This is a genomic window from Streptomyces chlorus (genome assembly GCF_042655885.1).
GTDB lineage: Bacteria > Actinomycetota > Actinomycetes > Streptomycetales > Streptomycetaceae > Streptomyces > Streptomyces chlorus.
In genome coordinates this window covers 102,994-123,698 of sequence record NZ_JBHSOA010000136.1, presented here as the reverse complement: position 1 = coordinate 123,698, position 20,705 = coordinate 102,994, and the positions used below count along the sequence as shown (strand labels likewise).

The 20,705-nt window shown below is 71.4% G+C and carries 17 protein-coding genes and 1 pseudogene; 9 read left to right on the top strand and 9 right to left on the bottom strand.

Annotated features, from left to right (window positions below; translation table 11 throughout):
• Positions 1-90 precede the first annotated feature (90 nt).
• The 8 genes from ACFPZI_RS35075 to ACFPZI_RS35040 form a co-directional block, all read right to left on the bottom strand.
• Positions 91-1,140, bottom strand: a complete 1,050-nt coding sequence (locus tag ACFPZI_RS35075) for a substrate-binding domain-containing protein (protein WP_381371198.1) — start codon at positions 1,138-1,140, stop codon at positions 91-93.
• 17 nt (positions 1,141-1,157) lie between these two features.
• Positions 1,158-2,177 (bottom strand): ABC transporter permease, encoded by a 1,020-nt coding sequence (locus tag ACFPZI_RS35070; protein WP_381371197.1) that lies wholly within the window; start codon positions 2,175-2,177, stop codon positions 1,158-1,160.
• Positions 2,174-3,691, bottom strand: coding sequence for a sugar ABC transporter ATP-binding protein (locus tag ACFPZI_RS35065; RefSeq protein WP_381371196.1), 1,518 nt, complete (start codon positions 3,689-3,691; stop codon positions 2,174-2,176). Before ACFPZI_RS35065 ends, ACFPZI_RS35070 begins: the two co-directional genes overlap by 4 nt.
• Before the next feature lie 300 nt (positions 3,692-3,991).
• Positions 3,992-5,173 carry an ROK family protein gene (locus ACFPZI_RS35060; RefSeq protein WP_381371239.1) on the bottom strand — a complete coding sequence of 394 codons (1,182 nt, stop codon included), beginning with the start codon at positions 5,171-5,173 and terminating at the stop codon, positions 3,992-3,994.
• A gap of 193 nt (positions 5,174-5,366) precedes the next feature.
• A complete protein-coding gene (locus tag ACFPZI_RS35055) occupies positions 5,367-6,044 on the bottom strand; it encodes a GntR family transcriptional regulator (RefSeq protein WP_381213939.1) in 678 nt (225 codons plus the stop codon).
• Positions 6,045-6,205: 161 nt separating this feature from the next.
• Positions 6,206-7,153, bottom strand: a complete 948-nt coding sequence (locus ACFPZI_RS35050) for a beta-ketoacyl-ACP synthase III (protein WP_381371195.1) — start codon at positions 7,151-7,153, stop codon at positions 6,206-6,208.
• 176 nt (positions 7,154-7,329) lie between these two features.
• Positions 7,330-7,485: an MFS transporter small subunit gene (locus ACFPZI_RS35045; protein WP_381213933.1), complete on the bottom strand. Its 156-nt coding sequence runs from the start codon at positions 7,483-7,485 to the stop codon at positions 7,330-7,332.
• Complete coding sequence (locus ACFPZI_RS35040) at positions 7,454-8,797, bottom strand: OFA family MFS transporter (protein WP_381371194.1); 1,344 nt, start codon at positions 8,795-8,797, stop codon at positions 7,454-7,456. The genes ACFPZI_RS35045 and ACFPZI_RS35040 overlap by 32 nt, the downstream gene beginning before the upstream one ends.
• A gap of 292 nt (positions 8,798-9,089) precedes the next feature.
• Here ACFPZI_RS35040 and ACFPZI_RS35035 point away from each other — a divergent pair, with 292 nt between their 5' ends.
• The 6 genes from ACFPZI_RS35035 (at position 9,090) to ACFPZI_RS35010 (ending at position 17,084) form a co-directional block, all read left to right on the top strand.
• Positions 9,090-10,061 (top strand): 2-dehydropantoate 2-reductase, encoded by a 972-nt coding sequence (locus ACFPZI_RS35035; protein WP_381371193.1) that lies wholly within the window; start codon positions 9,090-9,092, stop codon positions 10,059-10,061.
• Positions 10,058-12,025, top strand: coding sequence for a molybdopterin oxidoreductase family protein (locus ACFPZI_RS35030; RefSeq protein WP_381371192.1), 1,968 nt, complete (start codon positions 10,058-10,060; stop codon positions 12,023-12,025). The genes ACFPZI_RS35035 and ACFPZI_RS35030 overlap by 4 nt, the downstream gene beginning before the upstream one ends.
• A gap of 10 nt (positions 12,026-12,035) precedes the next feature.
• Positions 12,036-13,868, top strand: a complete 1,833-nt coding sequence (locus ACFPZI_RS35025) for an NAD(P)H-dependent oxidoreductase subunit E (RefSeq protein ID WP_381371191.1) — start codon at positions 12,036-12,038, stop codon at positions 13,866-13,868.
• The gene (locus ACFPZI_RS35020) at positions 13,865-14,725 is read left to right on the top strand and encodes a 2Fe-2S iron-sulfur cluster-binding protein (protein WP_381371190.1); all 861 of its coding nucleotides are present in this window, start codon (positions 13,865-13,867) and stop codon (positions 14,723-14,725) included. The genes ACFPZI_RS35025 and ACFPZI_RS35020 overlap by 4 nt, the downstream gene beginning before the upstream one ends.
• Positions 14,726-14,753: 28 nt before the next feature.
• Positions 14,754-15,602 carry a formate dehydrogenase accessory sulfurtransferase FdhD gene (fdhD, locus tag ACFPZI_RS35015; RefSeq protein WP_381371189.1) on the top strand — a complete coding sequence of 283 codons (849 nt, stop codon included), beginning with the start codon at positions 14,754-14,756 and terminating at the stop codon, positions 15,600-15,602.
• A gap of 162 nt (positions 15,603-15,764) precedes the next feature.
• Positions 15,765-17,084, top strand: coding sequence for a DUF4185 domain-containing protein (locus ACFPZI_RS35010; RefSeq protein WP_381371188.1), 1,320 nt, complete (start codon positions 15,765-15,767; stop codon positions 17,082-17,084).
• Here ACFPZI_RS35010 and ACFPZI_RS35005 read toward each other — a convergent pair.
• Complete coding sequence (locus tag ACFPZI_RS35005; RefSeq protein WP_381371238.1) at positions 17,020-18,093, bottom strand: bile acid:sodium symporter family protein; 1,074 nt, start codon at positions 18,091-18,093, stop codon at positions 17,020-17,022. The two genes, ACFPZI_RS35010 and ACFPZI_RS35005, sit on opposite strands and share 65 nt — an antisense overlap.
• 314 nt (positions 18,094-18,407) lie before the next feature.
• Here ACFPZI_RS35005 and ACFPZI_RS35000 point away from each other — a divergent pair, with 314 nt between their 5' ends.
• The 3 genes and pseudogenes from ACFPZI_RS35000 to ACFPZI_RS34990 all read left to right on the top strand — a co-directional run bounded on the left by ACFPZI_RS35000 (position 18,408) and on the right by ACFPZI_RS34990 (position 20,652).
• Complete coding sequence (locus tag ACFPZI_RS35000) at positions 18,408-19,304, top strand: LysR family transcriptional regulator (protein WP_381371237.1); 897 nt, start codon at positions 18,408-18,410, stop codon at positions 19,302-19,304.
• A gap of 93 nt (positions 19,305-19,397) precedes the next feature.
• Positions 19,398-19,688 (top strand): annotated as a pseudogene (locus tag ACFPZI_RS34995) (hypothetical protein); the annotation flags it as partial.
• Positions 19,689-19,830: 142 nt separating this feature from the next.
• On the top strand, positions 19,831-20,652 hold the full coding sequence (locus ACFPZI_RS34990) for an aldo/keto reductase (RefSeq protein WP_381371236.1): 822 nt from the start codon (positions 19,831-19,833) through the stop codon (positions 20,650-20,652).
• Positions 20,653-20,705 lie beyond the last annotated feature (53 nt).

Sequence of the window (20,705 nt, the reverse complement as noted above, 5' to 3'; positions counted from 1 at the left end):
GGGCGGGGGTGGCCCCGCCCGGTGGGCTGGCCCCGCCCAGTGGGGCTGGTCAGGCCCGGTGGGCTGGTCAGGCCCGTGGGGCGGGGCTCCTCACTTGAAGCCGGTGGACATGTACTGGTCGACGTTCTCCTTGTCGACGACGGCCGAGTAGCAGGTCAGCGAGGTGGGGATCTCGAACTCGGCGAGGCCGCCGACGCCCTTGCCCTGGCCGAGGGCGCGGGCGAGGTCGATCGCGGAAGCGGCCATCGACGGCGGGTAGAGCACGGTCGCCTTGAGGACGCCGTTGTCCGCCTTGATGGCCTGGAAGGCGGAGAGCGCGCCCGCCCCGCCGACCATGAGGAAGTCGTCGCGCCCGGCCTGTTCGATGGCGCGCAGCGCGCCCACGCCCTGGTCGTCGTCGTGGTTCCACAGTGCGTCGAACTTCGACTGGGCCTGGAGGAGTTGGGCCATCTTGGCCTGGCCGGACTCGACGGTGAAGTCGGCGGCCTGGCGGGCCACCTTCTTGATGTTGGGGTAGTTCTTCAGCGCGTCGTCGAAGCCCTGGGTGCGCTGCTTGGTGAGCTCGAGGTTGTCCAGGCCGGCGAGTTCGATGACGCGCGCGTCGGGGGTGTCCTTGAGCTTCTCGCCGATGTAGTGCCCGGCGTTCAGGCCCATGCCGTAGTTGTCGCCGCCGATCCAGCAGCGGTACGCCTGCGGAGAGTTGAAGACGCGGTCGAGGTTGACGACGGGGATGCCGGCGCGCATCGCCTTCAGCCCGACCTGGGTGAGCGCCTTGCCGTCCGCGGGGAGCACCACCAGGATGTCGACCTTCTTGTTGATGAGGGTCTCGATCTGGCCGATCTGCTGGGCGGTGTCGTTGGATCCCTCGGTGGTCTCCATGGTGACGTCCGAGTACGTCTCGGCGCGCTTCTTGGCGTTGTCGTTGATGGCGTTGAGCCAGCCGTGGTCGGCCTGCGGTCCCGCGAAGCCGATGGTGACCGGCTTACCGGGCTTGTCGTCGGCGGCCGGCCGGTCACTGGCGGCCGGCTCGGCGTCGCTCGGCTCGTTGCTGGTACAGCCGGTGACGAGGACTCCGGCGGACACGGCGGCGGCTCCGAAGAGCAGCCCTCTGCGGCTCGTGGAAGGCATCGGCTCTGGCATGGCGGTGAACCCTTTCGTCAGGTCGTGCTCGCGGTACGGCGCTGGACCAGCACGGCGGCGACGATGATCGCGCCCTTGGCGATCTGCTGGACGTCGCTCTGCAGGTTGTTCAGGATGAAGATGTTCGTGATCGTGCTGAAGATCAGGACGCCCAGCACGGAACCGACGATGGTGCCGCGGCCTCCGGTGAGCAGGGTGCCGCCGATGATCGCGGCGGCGATGGCGTCGAGCTCGTAGAGGTTGCCGTTGGTGTTCTGGCCGGAGCCGGCCAGGACGATCAGCAGGAAGGCCGCGATGCCGCAGCACAGCCCCGACAGCAGGTACAGGTAGAGGCGTTGGCGGCGGACGTCGATGCCGGCGAGCCGGGCCGCTTCCGCGTTGCCGCCGACGGCGACGGTGCGGCGCCCGAAGGTGGTCCGGTTGAGGACCAGCCAGCCGATGACGGTGACCGCCGCGAACACCATGACCAGGGGCGGGATGCCGAGGACGTAGGCGTCGCGTTCGCCGAGGTCGAGAACGCTGCCGATGGTGACGATCTGGGTCCGCCCGTCGGTGATCTGCAGGGCGAGGCCGCGGGCCGAGGCGAGCATGGCGAGCGTCGCGATGAACGGGACCATCCCGCCGTACGCGATCAGCACCCCGTTGACCAGACCGCAGCCGACGCCGACGAGGACGGCGGTGAACAGGATGCCGGCGAACCCGAACTCCTGGGTGGCCACCGTGGTCGCCCACACCGAGGCCAGGGCGACGATCGCGCCGACCGACAGGTCGATGCCGCCGGAGGTGATGACGAAGGTCATGCCGACGGTGACGACGCCGATGACGGAGGCCTGGGTGAGGACGAGTTGGAGGTTGCGGGTGTCCAGGAACTCGTCCGGTTTGGTGATGCCGCCGATGAGGACGAGTGCGGCGAGGACGCCGAGCAGCGACAGGGTGCGGACGTCGGCGCGGAACAGCACGGTGCGCCAGGCGGGTGTTGCGCCGGCTGCCGGCACCTTGTCGGTGCTGTCCCGTGGCGGGGAGACGGGCTGCGTCATGACGCCGGGCTTCCTTCCATGACTAGGTCGAGTACACGGTGTTCGTCGAGCTCCCGGGCGGGCGCCGTGTGGACGACGTCACCCTCCCGGAGCACCAGGACGCGGTCGGCGAGCCCGAGTACCTCGGGCACCTCGCTGGAGACGAGCAGGACGGCGAGGCCTTCGTCGGCCAGCCTCCGTATGACTGCGTACAGTTCGGCGCGGGCGCCGACGTCGACGCCGCGGGTGGGTTCGTCCAGCAGCAGCACCCGGCAGCCGCGCAGCAGCCAGCGGGCGAGCACGGCTTTTTGCTGATTGCCGCCGGACAGGGTGCGCACGGGCACGTTCGGGTTGTCCGGCCTCAGCGAGAGTTCGCGGGTGGCGGCGCGGGCCGCGCCGAGTTCGGCGCCGCGGTCGATCCAGCCGGCGCGCGAGAAGCGGGACATGGCGGAGAGCGACACGTTGCGGGTGACGGACTCCAGCATGAGCAGGGCCTGCGCCTTGCGTTCCTCGGGGGCGAGTCCGATCCCGGCGCGGACGGCGGCGCGCACGCTGCCCGGCCGCAGGGGGCGTCCGTCGACCAGGACCCGGCCGGAGTCCGGTTTACGGGCGCCGTAGACCGTCTCCAGGATCTCGGAACGCCCGGAGCCGACGAGCCCCGCGAGCCCGACGATCTCCCCGGGGCGCAGTTGGAGGTCGAGGGGGGCGAACTCGCCCTTGCGGGACAGGCCTTCGACGGTCAGCACCGGTTCGCCGGCGGGCGGGGAGGCGGGCCGCCGGGGGAAGACGTACTCGACGTCGCGGCCCGTCATCAGGGCGACCACCTCACGGGTGGGCGTCGACCTGGCGGGCAGCCCGCCCGCGACGGCGCGGCCGTCCTTGAGCACGGTCACCCGGTCACCGATGCGTCGGATCTCCTCGAGGCGGTGCGAGATGTAGACGACGGCGACCCCGTCGGCGGTGAGGTCGGCGACGATGCGGAAGAGGTTGTCGACCTCGTCCGGGTCGAGCGCGGCCGACGGTTCGTCCATCACGATGAGACGCACGTCGTGCGAGAGCGCCCGCGCCATCGAGACGATCTGCTGCTGGGCTGCCGACAACTCCCCGACCGTACGGCCCGGTTCGATCTCCGGGTGCCCGAGCCGGGTCAGTAGCTCGGCCGTCGACTCCCTGGCCGTCCTGGGACGGACGACGAACCCGGCGGTGGTCGGTTCCTGGCCGAGGTGGACGTTCTCGGCGACCGTCATGTGTTCCACCAGGTCGAGTTCCTGGTAGATGGTGGCGATCCCGAGGCGCATGGCGGCGATCGGCGAGCGCAGGGTGACGGCTTCGCCGCGCCAGCGGATGGTGCCCGTGTCGGGCTGGTGGGCGCCGGCCAGCACCTTGATCAGGGTGGACTTGCCGGCGCCGTTCTGGCCGAGCAGGCAGTGCACCTCACCGGCCTGGACGTCGAGGTCGACGCCGTCCAGGGCCCGGACGCCGGGGAACGACTTGGTGATGCCGGACATACTGAGCAGCGGTGGTTCGGGTGCCATGCGGATTCCCCTCGGCGGGCGTGCGGGCCGGTGTCAGGGCGATCCCCTTGCGGGGAAGGTGTTTTCGGGCAGGCCGGGGTGCCGGGACGGTGCGGCGCTGTGTGGGAGGGACGGTGTGGGGCGCGGGTGGCGCGGGCGGTTGAGGTGGCGCTGGGCCGTATGTGCGTCGGGTGAGGGTACGTGGTGCCGGTGCGCTGTTCCGTCGATGGAAACGGTGGGCTGCTCTGCACGGTGGAGGGCAGAGCTTCTGCGTGCGGTGGAGCCGGGCTTACTGCTGTGTGCGGTGGAGCGGTGGGCTGCTTACGCGGGTGAGAACAGGTGGTCGCTGATGAGCCGGGCCGCGCCGATGACTCCGGCGGTGGGGCCCAACTCCCCCAGGACGATGGGCAGGTTGCCGGTCGCCAGGGGCAGCGACTGACGGTAGACCTGGGTACGGATGGCGGCGAGCAGGGTGTGGCCGAGACCGGTCACCCCGCCGCCGATCACCACCAGGCCGGGGTTGAAGAAGCTGACCAGGCCGGCGATGACCTGGCCGGTGCGGCTGCCGCCCTCGCGGATCAGGTCGATCGCGGTGGCGTCCCCCGCGGCCGCCGCGGCGGCGACGTCGACGGCACTCAGCGTGCCATTCGTCTCCAGACGGCTCGCGAGTTCGGCGGAGAGCTGCTGCTGGGCGGCCTCCAGGGCGTCCCGGGCAAGGGCCGCGCCGCTGAAGTGGGCCTCCAGACAACCCCGGTTGCCGCAGGCGCACGGGCGGCCGTCGGGTACGGCCTGGATGTGCCCGATGTCGCCGGCACTGCCCGTCGTACCGCGGTAGACCTCACCTCCGACGACAATGCCGCAGCCGATGCCGGTACCGATCTTGACGCAGAGGAAATCGGGGGCGGTGCGGGCGACGCCCGCGTGCTGCTCCCCCATCGCCATCAGGTTCACGTCGTTGTCGACCATGACCGGGCAGCCGAGGTCCTGGCTGAGCGCCTCCCGCACGGGGAAGCCGTCCCAGCCGGGCATGATCGGCGGTGCCACCGGGATGCCCTCGGGGAAGCGGACCGGGCCCGGGACGCCGATACCGGCGCCGTCGAACCCCTCCGCGAGCCCCGAGGCCTTCAGCTTCGCCGCCATGGAGAGCACCTGCTCGAAGACCGCGACCGGCCCGTCACGTACGTCCGTGGGCTGGTTGATGTGTCCGAGGATCTCCAGTTCGGCGTTGGTGACGGCGACGTCGACCGAGGTCGCGCCGATGTCGACGCCGAGGAGCCGCAGGTGCGGGTTGAGGCGGATGTTGTGGGAGCGCCGGCCGCCGCGCGAGGCGGCGAGTCCGTCGGCCACGACGAGTTCCGTCTCCAGCAGCCGGTCCACCTCCACGGCCAGTTTCGACCGGGAGAGGTCGACCTGGTCACCCAGCTGGGCACGGGAGTTGGGTCCACCGTCGCGCAACAGCCTGAGCAGTCGGGCCTGATGGGCGTTCGCGGGCCGTGCCGTCATGCGTCTCACGAACCCCTCCCCGCCTCGATCGGCCTCTGCGCGCCGGATTCCGGCCACGTGTGTGGCGTGCTTTCGAAGGGAACGTAGCAGCGGCTGCCGGAGGTGGGAAGAAGTCGCGCAGGAATTGCCCCCTACTTTTTCCACTCACAGGACAAAGAGGCCGGCGCGGAGCCACTTTTCCGGGTACCTGCCGTCAGGACTTCGCCTGTTCGAGGTACGAGCGCCGGGTGTGCTCGGTGTGTTCGCGCATGAGCCGCTCGGCCAGCCGCTCGTCGCGGTTCACGATCGCGGTGATGAGGTCGCGGTGCTCGGCCCAGGACTTCCCGCCACGCCGGCGGGCGACGGGAGTGTGGTACCAGCGCACACGGCGGCCGACCTGGGCGGCGAGTTCGGCGAGGACGGCGTTGCCGGCCAGCTCCATGATCTTGGCGTGGAAGCGGGCATTGAGGGCGACGGCCTCGTCCACGTCGTCGGAGGCGACGGCCTGCAGACCCAGTGCCACGATCTCGTCCAGGGCCTCGATGCCCGCGCTGTCGGCGTTGAGCGCGGCGAGCCGGGCGGCCTCGGCCTCCAGCAGCGTGCGGACGGTGAGGAGCTGGTCGGCCTCCGCCTCCGTCGGCTCGTGCACGAACGCGCCCTGGGCGGGGCGCAGATCGACCCACCCCTCGGTGTTCAGCCGCTGGAGCGCCTCGCGCACGGGCTGCCGGGAGACGCCGAGATGGCCGGCGAGTTCGCTCTCGACCAGATGCTGGCCGGGCCTCAGGGCGCGTGTGGTGATGAGTTCGAGCAGTGCCTCGTAGACACGGTCGCGCAGCGGGCCCGGTCGTTCGAGCTTGGGTACCGCCCCCTGGGGCAGTCCGGTCGACAGCATCGCGGTCCCCCTCCTCGGCAGCCCCCGCCCGGCCGCACGGCCGGTCGTACGGCACCGTCAGTAATGATTGGCTTTCGTCTACAGTCTACGGCGCACAGATGCCAGGGGGAGGGAGAGTCGACCGCGTCACACCCGTACGAAGGACTTCGTACGAAGAAGTGTCAGGGGCAGCGGACGACCTGCCCCGCGTACGAGAGGTTTCCGCCGAAGCCGAACAGCAGGACCGGGTCGCCGGACGACACCTCGCCCCGCTCGACGAGCTTGGCGAAGGCGAGCGGGATGCTCGCGGCCGAGGTGTTGCCCGACTCGATGACGTCCCGGGCGACGACCGCGTTGACCGCACCGATCTTGAGCGCGAGGGGTTCGATGATCCGCAGGTTGGCCTGGTGCAGCACGACCGCGGCGAGGTCCTCCGGCGCGAACCCCGCCTTCTCGCAGGCCTGACGGGCGATGGACGGCAGCCGCGTGGTCGCCCAGCGGTACACGCTCTGCCCCTCCTGCGCGAACCGCGGCGGCGTTCCCTCGATCCGCACCGCGTGGCCCATCTCGGGCACCGAGCCCCACAGCACGGGCCCGATCCCGGGCTCCTCGGGGGCCTCGGTCGCCTCGACGACCGCGGCGCCCGCCCCGTCGCCGACGAGTACGCAGGTGGTGCGGTCGGTCCAGTCGGCGACCTCGGACATCTTGTCGGCGCCGATCACCAGCGCGCGGCGCGCGGAGCCGGCCCGGACCGCGTGGTCGGCGGTGGCGAGCGCGTGGGTGAATCCGGCGCACACCACGTTGACGTCCATCGCGGCGGGGCCGGGGATGCCGAGGCGTGCGGCGACCCGGGCCGCCATGTTGGGCGAGCGGTCGATCGCGGTGGAGGTGGCGACCAGCACCAGGTCGATGTCGGCGGGGGTGCGGCCGGCCGACGCCAGCGCCTTGGCCGCGGCGTGCGCGGCCAGCTCGTCGACGGGCTCGTCGGGGCCCGCGATGTGGCGGGTGCGGATGCCGACCCGGCTCGTGATCCACTCGTCGCTGGTGTCGACCATGCCCGCCAGGTCCTCGTTGGTGAGCACCCGGGCGGGCTGGTAGTGGCCGACGGCGGCGATGCGCGAGCCGATCATGGGTGGGTCCCCCTTGTGTTGCGGTTGCGGGATTCACCAGTCTGATCAGTGACCCGCGGGTACGCCGACAGGTGATACGACAGGATTCGGGGGCCGGGCTTGTCGGCTTCGGTCAGGGCCGCGGACGCCGGGACGCGCCCTTCGGCGCGTCCCGTGGGTGCGCCCGGGGCCGGCCGTCATCCGGTGAACAGTTGGGTCGCCTTCCGTACGAGTTCGTACAGGCCGTAGGCGAGGGGAAGGCCCACCCACAGCCAGGCGAAGACGATCAGCCCGCGGCGGTCGGGGCCCGCCGCGGCCGCGTCAGGCGGACTCGTGCTGCTCTCGCCGCTCATCGGCGGCCTCCTTCGTCTCGTCGGGGCGGGATACGTGGTGCCGGGGGTGCACAGGACGGACGAGTTCGTTGGCGACGAAGCCGACCACCAGCAGCCCGATCATGATCATGAAGGACAGTCCGTACAGCGACGAGCCGTGCCGACCCGCCTCCTCCTGCCGGTCGGCGACCCAGTTCACGATGAGCGGGCCGAGCACACCGGCCGTGGACCACGCGGTGAGCAGCCGCCCGTGGATGGCGCCGACCTGATAGGTGCCGAAGAGGTCCTTCAGATAGGCCGGGACGGTCGCGAAACCGCCTCCGTAGAAGGAGAGGATCACCAGTGCGCACAGGACGAACAGCGGCTTGGAGGAATCGCCGAACATCGCGATCAGGGCGTACATCAGCGCGCCGACGCCCAGGTAGAGACGGTAGATGTTCTTGCGGCCGATCAGGTCGGAGGTGGAGGACCAGCCGATGCGGCCCGCCATGTTCGCCGCCGACAGCAGGGCGACAAAGCCGGCGGCGGCGGTCACCGACACCGGCGCGGAGGTGTCCGCGAAGAAGTCGGTGATCATCGGGGCGGCCTTCTCGAGGATCCCGATGCCCGCGGTGACGTTCATGCAGAGCACCAGCCACAGCAGCCAGAACTGCGGGGTGCGCAGGGCGCCGCGGGCCGAGACCTGCGGTCCGGTGAGGGCGGCGGCGGGAGCACCGGCCGCCGGCTGCGCGGTGCGTGGCACCCGCACCAGCAGGACGCCGAGCAGCATGAACACGGCGTACGTCAGCCCGTGCACGAGGAAGGCGAGCGCGATGCCAACGTTGTCGCCGCCGAAGGACTCGAGCATCTGCGCCGACCACGGCGAGGCGATCAGCGCGCCGCCGCCGAAACCCATGATCGCGATGCCGGTGGCCATGCCGGGCCGGTCCGGGAACCACTTGATCAGGGTCGAAACGGGCGAGATGTAGCCGATGCCCAGGCCGACGCCGCCCACGAAGCCGTAGCCGAAGACGATCAGCCAGTACTGCTCGGTGGCCGCGCCGAGGGCGGAGAGCAGGAAGCCGGAGGAGAAGCAGATCAGGGCGACGGTCATCGCCCAGCGCGGCCCCTTGCGTTCCACGAGGGTGCCGCCGAAGGCGGCGGACAGGCCGAGCATGACGATGCCGAGCTGGAACGGCAGCGCGCTCTGGGTGCCGCTGAGGCCGAGGGCGGACTCGAGCGGCGGCTTGAACACACTCCATGCGTAGGCCTGGCCGATGGAGAGGTGGACTGCGAGAGCGGCGGGCGGTACGAGCCAGCGGCTCCAGCCCGGGGGTGCGACGGGAGGACTCATGAAACCCGGACGGTAGGGAGATCATGAGGGATCTGAGAACCCACGGGTCGATCGTATGCGGTGAACGGTATGCGGTCTGCGGCGAACGGTCGGACCAACCGGTTTCTTCAGCGCGGGCCGTGCGGTGGGGCCGGACGGCGGGCCGTGCGGTAGGCCGTGGGGCAGACCCGTGCGCGAACCCTTGCTGCACCCCCTTCCATACTGTAGACAATATTTCGTCGACATGATGTGGAATCTGATCCGTCGGCAGCCACCTCCGCGGTACACCCTCGACCGAACGGAGCGTTCCCCAGTGAAAGTGGCAGTTCTCGGCGCCGGGGCCATCGGCGCCTACGTCGGCGCCGCGCTCCATCGCGCGGGTGCCGATGTGCACCTCGTCGCCCGTGGACCGCATCTGGCGGCCATGAGGCAGCACGGCGTGCGGGTGCTCAGCCCACGCGGCGACTTCACCGCCCGCCCCCACGCGACCGACGACCCGGCCGAGGTCGGCCCGGTCGACTACGTCTTCCTCGGCCTCAAGGCCAACGCGTACGCGGCGTGCGGGCCGCTGATCGCACCCTTGTTGCACGACACCACGGCGGTCGTGGCCGCCCAGAACGGCATCCCCTGGTGGTACTTCCACCGGCACGGCGGCCCTCACGACGGCCACCGTCTCGAGAGCGTGGACCCCGGCGGCGCGGTCGGTGCGGTGCTCGCGCCACAGCGAGCGATCGGCTGTGTCGTCTACGCGGCCACCGAGCTCGAAGGGCCGGGCGTGGTGAGGCACTTGGAGGGCACCCGGTTCTCGATCGGGGAGCCCGACCGCAGTGTCTCCGCACGCTGCCTCGCGTTCAGCGGGGCGATGGTGGACGGCGGGCTGAAATGCCCGGTGGAGCCCGAACTGCGCGGTGACATCTGGGTCAAGCTGCTCGGCAACATCTCCTTCAACCCGATCAGCGCCCTCGCCCGCGCGACCATGCGGCAGATGTGTCTGCACGGCGGCACCCGCAGGGTCATCGAGATCATGATGAACGAGACGCTCGCGGTCGCCCGTGCCCTGGGCTGCGAGGTCGGCGTGTCCGTGGAGCGCCGGCTGGCCGGTGCCGAGCGCGTCGGCGACCACCGCACGTCCACGCTCCAGGACCTGGAGCGCGGCAAACCGCTCGAGCTCGACGTACTGCTCGCCGCCGTCGTCGAGCTGGCGGAGATCACCGGCGTGGAGGTGCCCACCCTGCGCACCGTGCACGCCCTCTCGGACCTGCTCGCGCTGAGGAGCGCCGCATGAAGAGCACCAGGAAACGCGACCGGAGCCCGAAGACCTACACCAGGCTCACCCATCCCCTGGTCCGCGACTCGCGTGACGAGCCGTTCCGGCGGGCCACCTGGGACGAGGCCCTGGAGCGGGCCGCCCGGGGAATCGGCGCCGCGCGCGGCGCGTTCGGAATGTTCTCCTGTGCCCGCGCGACCAATGAGATGAACTACGTGGCGCAGAAGTTCGCCCGGGTCGTCATGGGCACCCACAACGTCGACTCCTGCAACCGCACCTGTCACGCCCCGTCCGTGGCCGGATTGTCGGCCGCCTTCGGCTCCGGTGGAGGGACGTCGTCGTACGAGGAGATCGAGCACACCGACGTCATCGTGATGTGGGGTTCCAACGCCCGCTTCGCACACCCGATTTTCTTCCAGCACGCGCTGAAAGGCATCCACAACGGCGCCCGCATGTACGCGGTCGACCCGCGGCGGACGTCGACCGCCGAGTGGGCGGAGAGCTGGCTCGGGCTGAACGTCGGCACGGACATCCCGATGGCGCACGCGATCGGCCGCGAGATCATCCACGCCGGTCTGGTCAATGAGGCGTTCGTCCGGCGGGCAACCACCGGTTTCGAGGAGTACCGAGAACTCGTCGAACCGTGGACGCTGTCCCTCGCCGAGAAGGTGACGGGCGTCCCGGCAGCCGCCATACGGGAGTTGGCGCACGCCTATGCCCGGGCCGAGCGCGCCCAGCTGTGCTGGACCCTCGGTATCACCGAGCACCACAACGGCACCGACAACGTCCGCGCCCTGGTCAACCTGTCCTTGCTCACCGGCCAGGTCGGCCGCTACGGCGCCGGCCTGCAGCCGCTGCGCGGCCAGAACAACGTGCAGGGCGGCGGTGACATGGGGGCGATCCCCAACCGGCTGCCCGGCTTCCAGGACATCCTCGACCCCGGGATCCGGCTGAAGTTCGAGTCCGCCTGGAACACCGTCCTCCCGCCGCGCTACGGGATGACCCTGACGGAGATGTTCGAGGCCATGGACGACGGTTCGCTGCGGGCCGTCTACTGCATCGGTGAGAACCCGGCGCAGTCCGAGGCGGACGCCGATCAGGCGGTCCGGCGGCTGAGCGGGCTGGACTTCCTGGTGGTGCAGGACATCTTCCTGACGAAGACCGCCGAACTCGCGGACGTCGTCCTGCCGGCCACCGCAGGGTGGGCGGAGACCGACGGCACCACCACCAACAGCGAGCGCAGGGTGCAGCGCGTCCGCAGGGCGGTGGTGCCGCCCGGTGAGGCACGCGAGGACATCGACATCATCTGCGATCTCGCCACCCGCCTCGGCCACGACTGGAAGTACGCCGACGCCGAGGCCGTCTGGGACGAGCTCAGGTCCGTCTCCCCCGACCACCACGGCATGACCTACGGGCGGCTGGCGGAGCACCAGGGCATCCAGTGGCCGTGCCCGAGCACCGATGCGCTCGAGCCACCGTATCTGCACGGCAGGTTGTGGGACCCGGATCCGCAGCGGCGGGGCAGGTCCGCGCCGTTCGGGATCGTGCAGCACGACCCGCCGGTCGACCTCACCGATGAGGAGTACCCGATCCGGCTCACCACCGGGCGTCGGCTCGACTCGTACAACACCGGTGTGCAGAGCGGCGGTTACTCCTCGCCCCTGCGGCGTGGCGAGGCCGTCGAGCTGTGTCCGGAGGACGCCGAGCGGTACGGGGTGGTGGTCGGCGAGGAGGTGCGGGTGACGTCCCGGCGCGGGTCGGTGCTGGCGCCGGTGTGGGTGGACACCGCGCTGCGGCCGGGGCTCGCCTTCATGAGCTTCCACTTCCCCGACGAGGTGGACACCAATGTGCTGACCATCGAGGCCAACTGTCCCATCGCCGGGACGGCGGAGTTCAAGGCCTCGGCGATCCGGATCGAGAAGCTCCCGGCTCCGAGCCGTACGACCCGTGCGACCCGTGCGACCCGTGCGACCCCACAGTGAGGTGACGTAAGTGGACCTGCGCTTCGGTGACAGCAAACCGACGGACGAGGAGCGGGCGGCGGTCGACGCGCTGCTCGGTCCTCCCGAGTCCTCGTGGGAGGGCGCCGACCGCGACGAGATGAGGGCCGCCGATCTGAGGTGGGCCCGTGGCGGGCGGGAGGCCCGGGACCGCCGCGACCAGCTGCTGCCGGGGCTGCACGCGGTCAACGACCGGGTGGGCTGGATCAGCGAGGGCGCCCTGGACTATCTGTGCCGACGGCTGACGGTGCCGCCGTCGGAGGCGTACGGGGTGGCCACGTTCTACGCGATGTTCTCCGTCAAACCGCGCCCGGCGACCGTGCTGCACGTGTGCACGGACCTCGCGTGCGCGGCGGCCGGGGCCGGCGCGCTGTGCGCCGGGATCGAGTCACGCCTCGGGCCCGGCAGCGGGGTGAGCGTCGAACGCAGCCCCTGTCTGGGCCTGTGCGAACGCGCCCCGGCGGCACTGACGATCAGGGCCGGGGAGCCGGTGCGTACGGCGGTGTCGGCGCCGGCGACGGTGGACGCCGCGGTGCTCGCGGCGACCGCGCCCGACGCGGCGCCCGACGAGCCGCCCGCGGCGATGGCCGTGCCCCAGGCAGGGGACACCACGCTGACGCTGCTGCGCCGGGTCGGGGTGGCCGACCCGGAATCGCTGGACGACTACCGCGCCCACGGCGGCTACGCGGCCCTGCGCCGGGCCTTCGCGCTGGGCCCGGCCGGGGTGATCCGGGAGGTCACCGACTCGGGTCTGGTCGGGCGGGGCGGTGCCGCCTTCCCCACCGGCCGCAAGTGGCAGGCCACGGCGTCCCAGCCGGACCGGCCGCACCATCTCGTGTGCAACGCCGACGAGTCCGAGCCCGGGACCTTCAAGGACCGGGTGATCATGGAGGGTGACCCGTACGCGCTGGTGGAGGCGATGACCATCGCCGCGTACGCGACCGGCGCGCACAAGGGATACCTCTATCTGCGCGGCGAGTACCCGCGGGCGCTGCACCGTATGCGGTATGCGATCGACCGGGCGCGGGCGCGCGGGCTGCTCGGCGACGACATCCTCGGCCAGGGTTTCGCCTTCGACATCGAGATCCGGCGCGGCGCGGGCGCGTACATCTGCGGCGAGGAGACCGCGCTGTTCAGCTCCATCGAGGGCTACCGGGGCGAGCCCCGCTCCAAGCCGCCCTTCCCGGTGGAGAAGGGCCTGTTCGGCAAGCCGACGGTGGAGAACAACGTCGAGACACTCGTCAACGTTCTGCCCGTCCTGACGATGGGCGCCCCGGCGTACGCGGCGATCGGTACCGAACGGTCCACCGGCCCCAAGCTGTTCTGCGTCTCCGGCAGTGTCGGGCGGCCCGGCGTCTACGAGGTCCCGTTCGGCGCGACGCTGGGCGAGCTGCTGGAGCTGGCCGACGTGCGGGACGGGCTGCGGGCGGTGCTGCTCGGCGGGGCGGCCGGCGGCTTCGTGCGCGCCGACGAACTGGACATCCCGCTCACCTTCGAGGGCACCCGGGAGGCGGGCACGACGCTCGGCTCGGGGGTCGTCATGGCCTTCGACGACACCGTCCCACTGCCCCGGCTGCTGCTGCGCATCGCCCAGTTCTTCCGTGACGAGTCGTGCGGGCAGTGCGTGCCGTGCCGGGTGGGGACCGTGCGCCAGGAGGAGGCGCTCACCCGGATCGTGGAGCGCACCGGGGCCGGGGCCGCCGGTGACATCGCCCTGCTGCGCGAGGTGGGCAGCGCGATGCGGGACGCCTCGATCTGCGGTCTGGGCCAGACCGCGTGGAACGCCGTGGAATCCGCCATCGACCGCCTGGGGGCCTACGAATGACCGTGACACCGCTGGGGATTCCCCGCCGTCTGCTGGAGTTCACCCTGGACGGCGAGCCGGTCCGGGCGCCCGAGGGGTCGACGATCCTGGACGCCTGCCGGGCGGCCGGGAAGGACGTGCCGACCCTGTGCGAGGGCGACACACTGACGCCGAAGAACGCGTGCCGTGTGTGCGTGGTGGAGGTCGAGGGCGCTCGCACCCTGGTCCCGGCCTGCTCGCGCAAGGCGGAGCCGGGCATGGAGGTACGTACCGGCACCGAACGGGCCCGGCACAGTCGCAAGGTGGTCCTCGAACTGCTCGCGTCCTCCGTCGACCTGTCGACGACCCCGCGGGCCGCCGAGTGGATCAAGGAGTACGGGGCGAAACCGGACCGCTTCGGCCCGGACGCGGCCCGGGTCGACGAGGAACCGAGGGTCGACAACGACCTGTACGTGCGCGACTACGGCAAGTGCATCCTCTGCTACAAGTGCGTGGACGCCTGCGGCGACCAGTGGCAGAACTCCTTCGCGATCTCGGTCGCGGGCCGTGGTTTCGACGCGCGGATCGCGGTCGAGCACGACGGTCCGCTGACCGAATCGGCGTGCGTGTACTGCGGGAACTGCATCGAGGTGTGCCCGACGGGCGCCCTGTCGTTCAAGTCGGAGTTCGACATGCGGGCGGCGGGCACCTGGGACGAGTCGGCGCAGACGGAGACCACGACGGTGTGCGCGTACTGCGGAGTGGGCTGCAACCTCACGTTGCACGTGCAGGACAATGAGATCGTGAAGGTCAGCTCACCGCACGACAATCCGGTGACCCACGGCAACCTGTGCATCAAGGGCCGCTTCGGCTATCAGCACGTACAGAACCGGGACTGACACCAGGCACCGACCAGGGACTGGGGACATGGGACGAGTCACAGAACGACGCAAGGTGGTCCGCATCCGGGACGGGGTGGTGTCCAGCCGCCCGGACACGCTCGTCACCGAGGAGCCCCTGGAGATCCGGCTGAACGGGAAGCCGCTGGCGATCACGATGCGCACCCCGGGTGACGACTTCGCGCTGGCCGTCGGCTTCCTGGTGAGCGAAGGAGTCCTGGCGACGGCATCCGATCTACGGAACGTCGTGTACTGCGCGGGCGCGACCGCGGACGGGTCGAACACGTACAACGTGGTCGACGTGCAGACCGCCCCCGGCGTGCGGATCCCGGACATCACGCTCGAGCGGAACGTGTACACGACCTCGTCCTGCGGCCTGTGCGGCAAGGCGAGTCTGGACGCGGTGCGCACCACGACCCGCCACCCCATCGCCGACAGTCCGCCGCTGCGTGTCACCCCGGAGCTGCTGGCGGGCCTGCCCGACCGGCTGCGCGCCTCCCAGCGGGTCTTCGAGCGGACGGGCGGCCTGCACGCGGCGGCCCTGTTCGACGAGGCCGGGGAACTGCTGGACGTCCGGGAGGACGTGGGCCGGCACAACGCGGTCGACAAGCTGGTCGGCCGTGCCCTGCAGGGCGGGAACCTGCCATTGTCCCGGACCGTCCTGATGGTCTCCGGCCGTGCCTCCTTCGAGCTGGCGCAGAAGGCGGTCATGGCGGGCATCCCCCTGCTCGCGGCCGTCTCGGCGCCGTCCTCGCTGGCCGTGGACCTGGCGGCGGAGACGGGTCTGACGCTGGTCGGGTTCCTGCGGGGCACCTCCATGAACGTGTACGCGGGTGAGGACCGCATAGCCCTGCGGGCGGCGGCTTCCCAGGGTTGACCGGTCCCCCGCGGCACGGCGGCGGGGTCCCTGCCGGCGGGGAGCGCCCCCTGCGCCGCGGGGGCCCCGCCTCGAACCCACGGCCATCGCGCCATGCGCCAGGGCAGGCAGGGCAGCAGGCACCATGGACCCGGGCCACTGGGGCCACTAACGTCCCGGAGCGTGCCCGACGACGCAGCGCCAGCACGCGCAGGAACACGCACGGAGACACCGAAACCGGCACAGCCACAGCCGCGGACACGACGGGGGACAGGGACCTGGATCGGCCTGGTTCTGGCCCTCGCCCTCGCCCTGGCCCTGGCCCTGCTCCTGGGGACCGTGCTGGTCCTCGGCCTCCCGGACCACGACGACGGGCGGCAGGACGGCGGTGCCTGCACACCGCACACCGTCGCCTCCTGGGCCGAGGACGACGCCCTCACCGCCGAGTTCGCCCGCTACGGCGACGACGGGGCCCGTACCGACGACTGGACGGGCGGCGACGGCACGCACTCGGTGCGGCTGCCCGACGGCCGACTGCTGTGGCTGTTCTCCGACACGTTTCTGGGCCGCGTGCACAGCCCGCCCAACCCGGTCGGCGAGTCGTACGCCTGGCGGGACATGACCGCGCCGATGGTGCGCAACTCGGCTGTCCTGATGCGCGACGGCCGGCTGGAGTCCACGCTCCCCGCCCCGCTCTTCCCCGACCCTGCCCCGGACCAGTGGCGCTGGCCGGTCGGCGCCCGGGTGGAGCCCCGCTCCCCCGGTTCCACGGAGCAGGTCGTCCGCGTCCTGCTGTGGGTGCGTACGGCGGGGCGGTCCCCGTGGATCTACGGAGTGCCCACCGCCACCGAGGTCGCCACGCTCTCCCTGCCCGATCTGCGCCTGGAGTCGGTGGAGACGGTGCTCGACCAGCGGGACGTGCCCGATCCGTCCCGGCGGGTGCTGTTCGGCACGACCCTGGTCGAGGAGGACGGCTGGACGTACGTCTTCGGCGGTGACGACGGCCGGGCCGTCTCCCGCGAGGCCTCGCAGGCGTACGTGGCGCGGGTCCCGGAGGGCGGGCTCGCCGACCCGGCTGCCTGGGAGTACTGGGAGGGCACGGCGTGGCAGACCCGCACCCGCCCGCGCCCGGTGCTCGGGGACGGACAGCGCACCGGGGTGGGCAGCGCCTTCTCGGTGGTGCGGGAGGGCGGGACGTACGTCCTGTTCACGATGGCCACGGGCGTCAAGGGGCTGACCACGGTGGCGGCGTACTGGTCCTGCTCCCCCACCGGACCGTGGCGCGGCCCGGCGAAGGAGTTCAGCCCCACGCTGCCGCCCGGCGGGACCGGCGCGTACAACCCGCAGGCGCACCCGGAACTCAGCGGGGACGGACGACTGGTGCTCAGCTACGACGTGAACCTGCTCGAGACGTCCGGCGCCGGCGCCGCCGTGACGCTCAGCCGGAACGTGTCCCTGTACCGGCCGCGGTTCGTGACCGTCCGGCTGGGACCGGGACGGTGACCTCCTCGGCGACCGCCGAGGTGACCGCCTCGGGCGGGTCGACGGCGTCGCGCGAGCGGCGTTTGGCGATCACCGCGCACACCATGAGCTGCATCTGGTGGAACAGCATCAGCGGCAGCACGGCCAGCGAGGCCTGCGCGCCGAACAGCACGCTCGCCATCGGCAGTCCGGCGGCCAGGGACTTCTTCGAACCGGCGAACTGGATCACGATCCGGTCCGCCCGGCCGAACTTCAGCGCCTTGGCCCCGTACCAGGTCAGCAGCAGCATCGCGGCGAGAAGTACGGCTTCCACGGCGAGCAGTCCGCCGAGCCGGGCCGGGCTCACCCGGTGCCAGATGCCCTCGACCATGCCCTGGCTGAACGCGGTGTAGACGACGAGCAGGATCGAGCCCCGGTCGACGAGCCCGAGCACCTTCCGGTGGCGGAGGACGAACTCCCCCACCCAGCGGCGCAGCACCTGCCCGGCGACGAACGGCACCAGCAGTTGCAGCACGATCTTCGTCACCGAGTCGGCGGAGAACCCGCCGGCGCCCAGGCTCCCGTCGCCGCCCCCGCCCCCGCCGAGCAGCGCCGCCGCCAGCAGCGGGGTCGCCACGATGCCGGCCAGTGAGGAGAAGGAGCCGGCGCAGATCGCGGCGGGCACGTTGCCGCGGGCGAGGGAGGTGAAGGCGATCGACGACTGGATGGTGGACGGGACGAGGGTGAGGAAGAGCAGGCCCTGATAGAGGGGGTCGCTCAGAATCCCGGCCGGGACGAACCCGCGGGCGGCCAGGCCGAGCAGCGGGAAGACGACGAAGGTGCAGGCCAGGACGGTGCCGTGGAGCCGCCAGTGCCGGAGCCCGTCCAGTGCCTCACGGGTGGAGAGGCGGGCTCCGTAGAGGAAGAAGAGGAAGGCGATGGCTGCGGTGGAGGCACCGGAGGCGATGTCGGCGCCGGTGCCGCGCGCCGGGAGCAGCGCGGCCAGGCCCACGGTCCCGAGCAGGAGCAGGATGTACGGGTCGACCGGCATCCGGCTCGGCCAGTGCGGGCGTTTCACGGTGTTTCACTTGCTCCACTCACTCGGGGAACGCACTCCGGTGCGCGCTCGGGGTCCACCGGGGTTCCGCCGGGATTCCCCTGCGGCTCGCCGGGGTTTCGCCGGGGGGCGCCAAGGGCTCCTCGGGGCTGCCCCGGGCCGAGGGCACCGCCGGGAGCACCCCGCACGGGCACGCGAAACCCCTCCCCATCCTGCTCCCTCCTTCCGTGATCGGGAATCCCGTATACCGCTCTCACTGTCATCACGTACCGCGATAGCCACGCTAATCTGCCGGGATGGCGGACGAGATGTACGACCCGACGCAGCTGCGGACCTTCCTGTCCGTGGCGCAGACGCTGTCCTTCACGCACGCGGCGCGCCGCCTCGGGCTGCGGCAGTCGACGGTCAGCCAGCATGTGCGGCGGCTGGAGGACGCCACCGGGCGGCAGCTGTTCACCCGGGACACGCACTCGGTGGAGCTCACCGAGGACGGCGAGGCGATGCTGGGCTTCGCGCGGCGGATCCTGGACGTCCACGAGCAGGCGGCGCAGTTCTTCACCGGCACCCGGCTGCGCGGCCGGCTGCGGTTCGGGGCGTCGGAGGACTTCGTCCTGACCCGGCTGCCGGAGATCCTGGAGCGGTTCCGGTACGAGCACCCGGAGGTGGACCTGGAGCTGACGGTCGAGCTGTCGGGCACGCTGCACGAGAAGCTGGCCGCGGGCGAGCTGGACCTGGTGCTCGCGAAGCGGCGGCCGAAGGACCTGCGGGGCGAGCTGGTGTGGCACGACGAGCTGGTGTGGCACGACGAGCTGGTGTGGATCGGTGCGCAGGGGCTGCGTCTCGATCCCGGCCGTCCGGTGCCGCTGATCGTCTACCCACCGCCGGGCATCACCCGCGAGCTCGCGCTGCGGGCGCTGGAGCGGCAGGGCCGTGAGTGGCGGATCGTCTGCACCAGCGGCAGTCTCAACGGCTTGATCGCGGCGGCCCGCGCCGGGCTCGGCGTGATGGTGCACGCGCGCGGGATGATCCCGCCGGGGCTGGTGCGGATGCCGGACCGGGCGGAGCTGCCGGAGCCGGGCCAGGTGGACTTCGTGGTGGCGCACGGCCGGCGGCGCCCTTCCGCGCAGGGCGCGGCGCACGCGCTGGCGGCGGCGATCCTGTCGGGCGGCGACCGCCTGCACCGCACCGGCCGCCAGGCCCGCTGACCGGGACCCGCCGACCGGGACCCGCTCCGACGCACAAGCCCCACCATGCGAGCCCGGAACTCCCGCCCCGCGCCCGCCCGACACACCCCACCCCCTCGTCTGTCGCCGGCCGAGCTGGTGCGGGACGCGGCGCTGGAGGCGGAGGTGCGGCGGGCAGTGGCGCGGCGGGCGGAGGTACGGCGGGCGGAGGTACGGCGGGCGGAGGCAGCGGCCAACACCCTGGTCTCGCAGGCGGATTCGATCCGGACCTTCCGGATTCTGGCGCAGCCGTTCACCGAGGAGCACGGGCTGCTCACGCCGTCGCTGAAGCTGAAGCGCAGGACGATCGAGAAGGCGTACCAGAAAGCGTACGAGGAAGAGGTCGAGACGCTGTGCCGCACGTGAGGACCGCCACACGACGGTGCTTTGCGACCCGGAAGTGCGCTCACCGTACGGGAATTGTGCCGTCAGGAATGCATCACGGGCGGTGATCGTTGACCATGGGAGTTCCACCGGACCCCGACCGAAGGATCGAGAGCTCGTGAGCATGGTCCCCCCGATCACCCTGAACAACGGCGTCGTGATGCCCCAACTGGGTTTCGGCGTCTGGCAGGTACCGGACGCCGAGGCCGAGACGGCCGTCGCGGCGGCGCTGGAGGCGGGCTACCGCAGCATCGACACCGCGGCGGTGTACGGCAACGAGGAGGGCACCGGCAGGGCCGTCGCCGCCTCGGGCGTTCCCCGCGAGGACCTCTTCGTCACCACCAAGCTCTGGAACGACGACCAGGGGTACGACGCCACCCTGCGCGGTTTCGACGCTTCCCTGTCCAAGCTCGGCCTGGACTACGTGGACCTGTACCTCATCCACTGGCCGACACCGGCCCACGACCGCTATGTCGACACGTACCGGGCGTTCGAGAAGCTGTACGCCGAGGGCCGGGTCCGTGCCATCGGCGTGTCCAACTTCCTGCCCGAGTACCTGGAGCGCCTGCTCGACGAGACGTCGGTCGTACCGGCCGTCAACCAGATCGAGCTGCACCCGCATCTCCAGCAGCCCGCCGCGCGGGAGTACCACGCGGAGCGGGGCATCGCCACGGAGGCATGGTCGCCGCTCGGCCAGGGCAAGGGCCTGCTGGAGGTCCCGGCGATCGTGGCCATCGCCCAAAAGCACGGCCGTACTCCGGCCCAGGTCGTGCTGCGCTGGCACCTCCAGCTCGGCAACGTCGTCATCCCCAAGTCGGTGACGCCGTCGCGGATCAAGGAGAACATCGACGTGTTCGGCTTCAGCCTGGACGCGGAGGACCTCGCGGCGATCAGCGCCCTCGACGAGGACCGCCGTCTGGGCTCGGACCCGGCGACGGTGAACTGACCTCCGGCCCGCCCGGGCCACGGATGCGGCGGCGGCCTCCCCCTTGCGGCGGC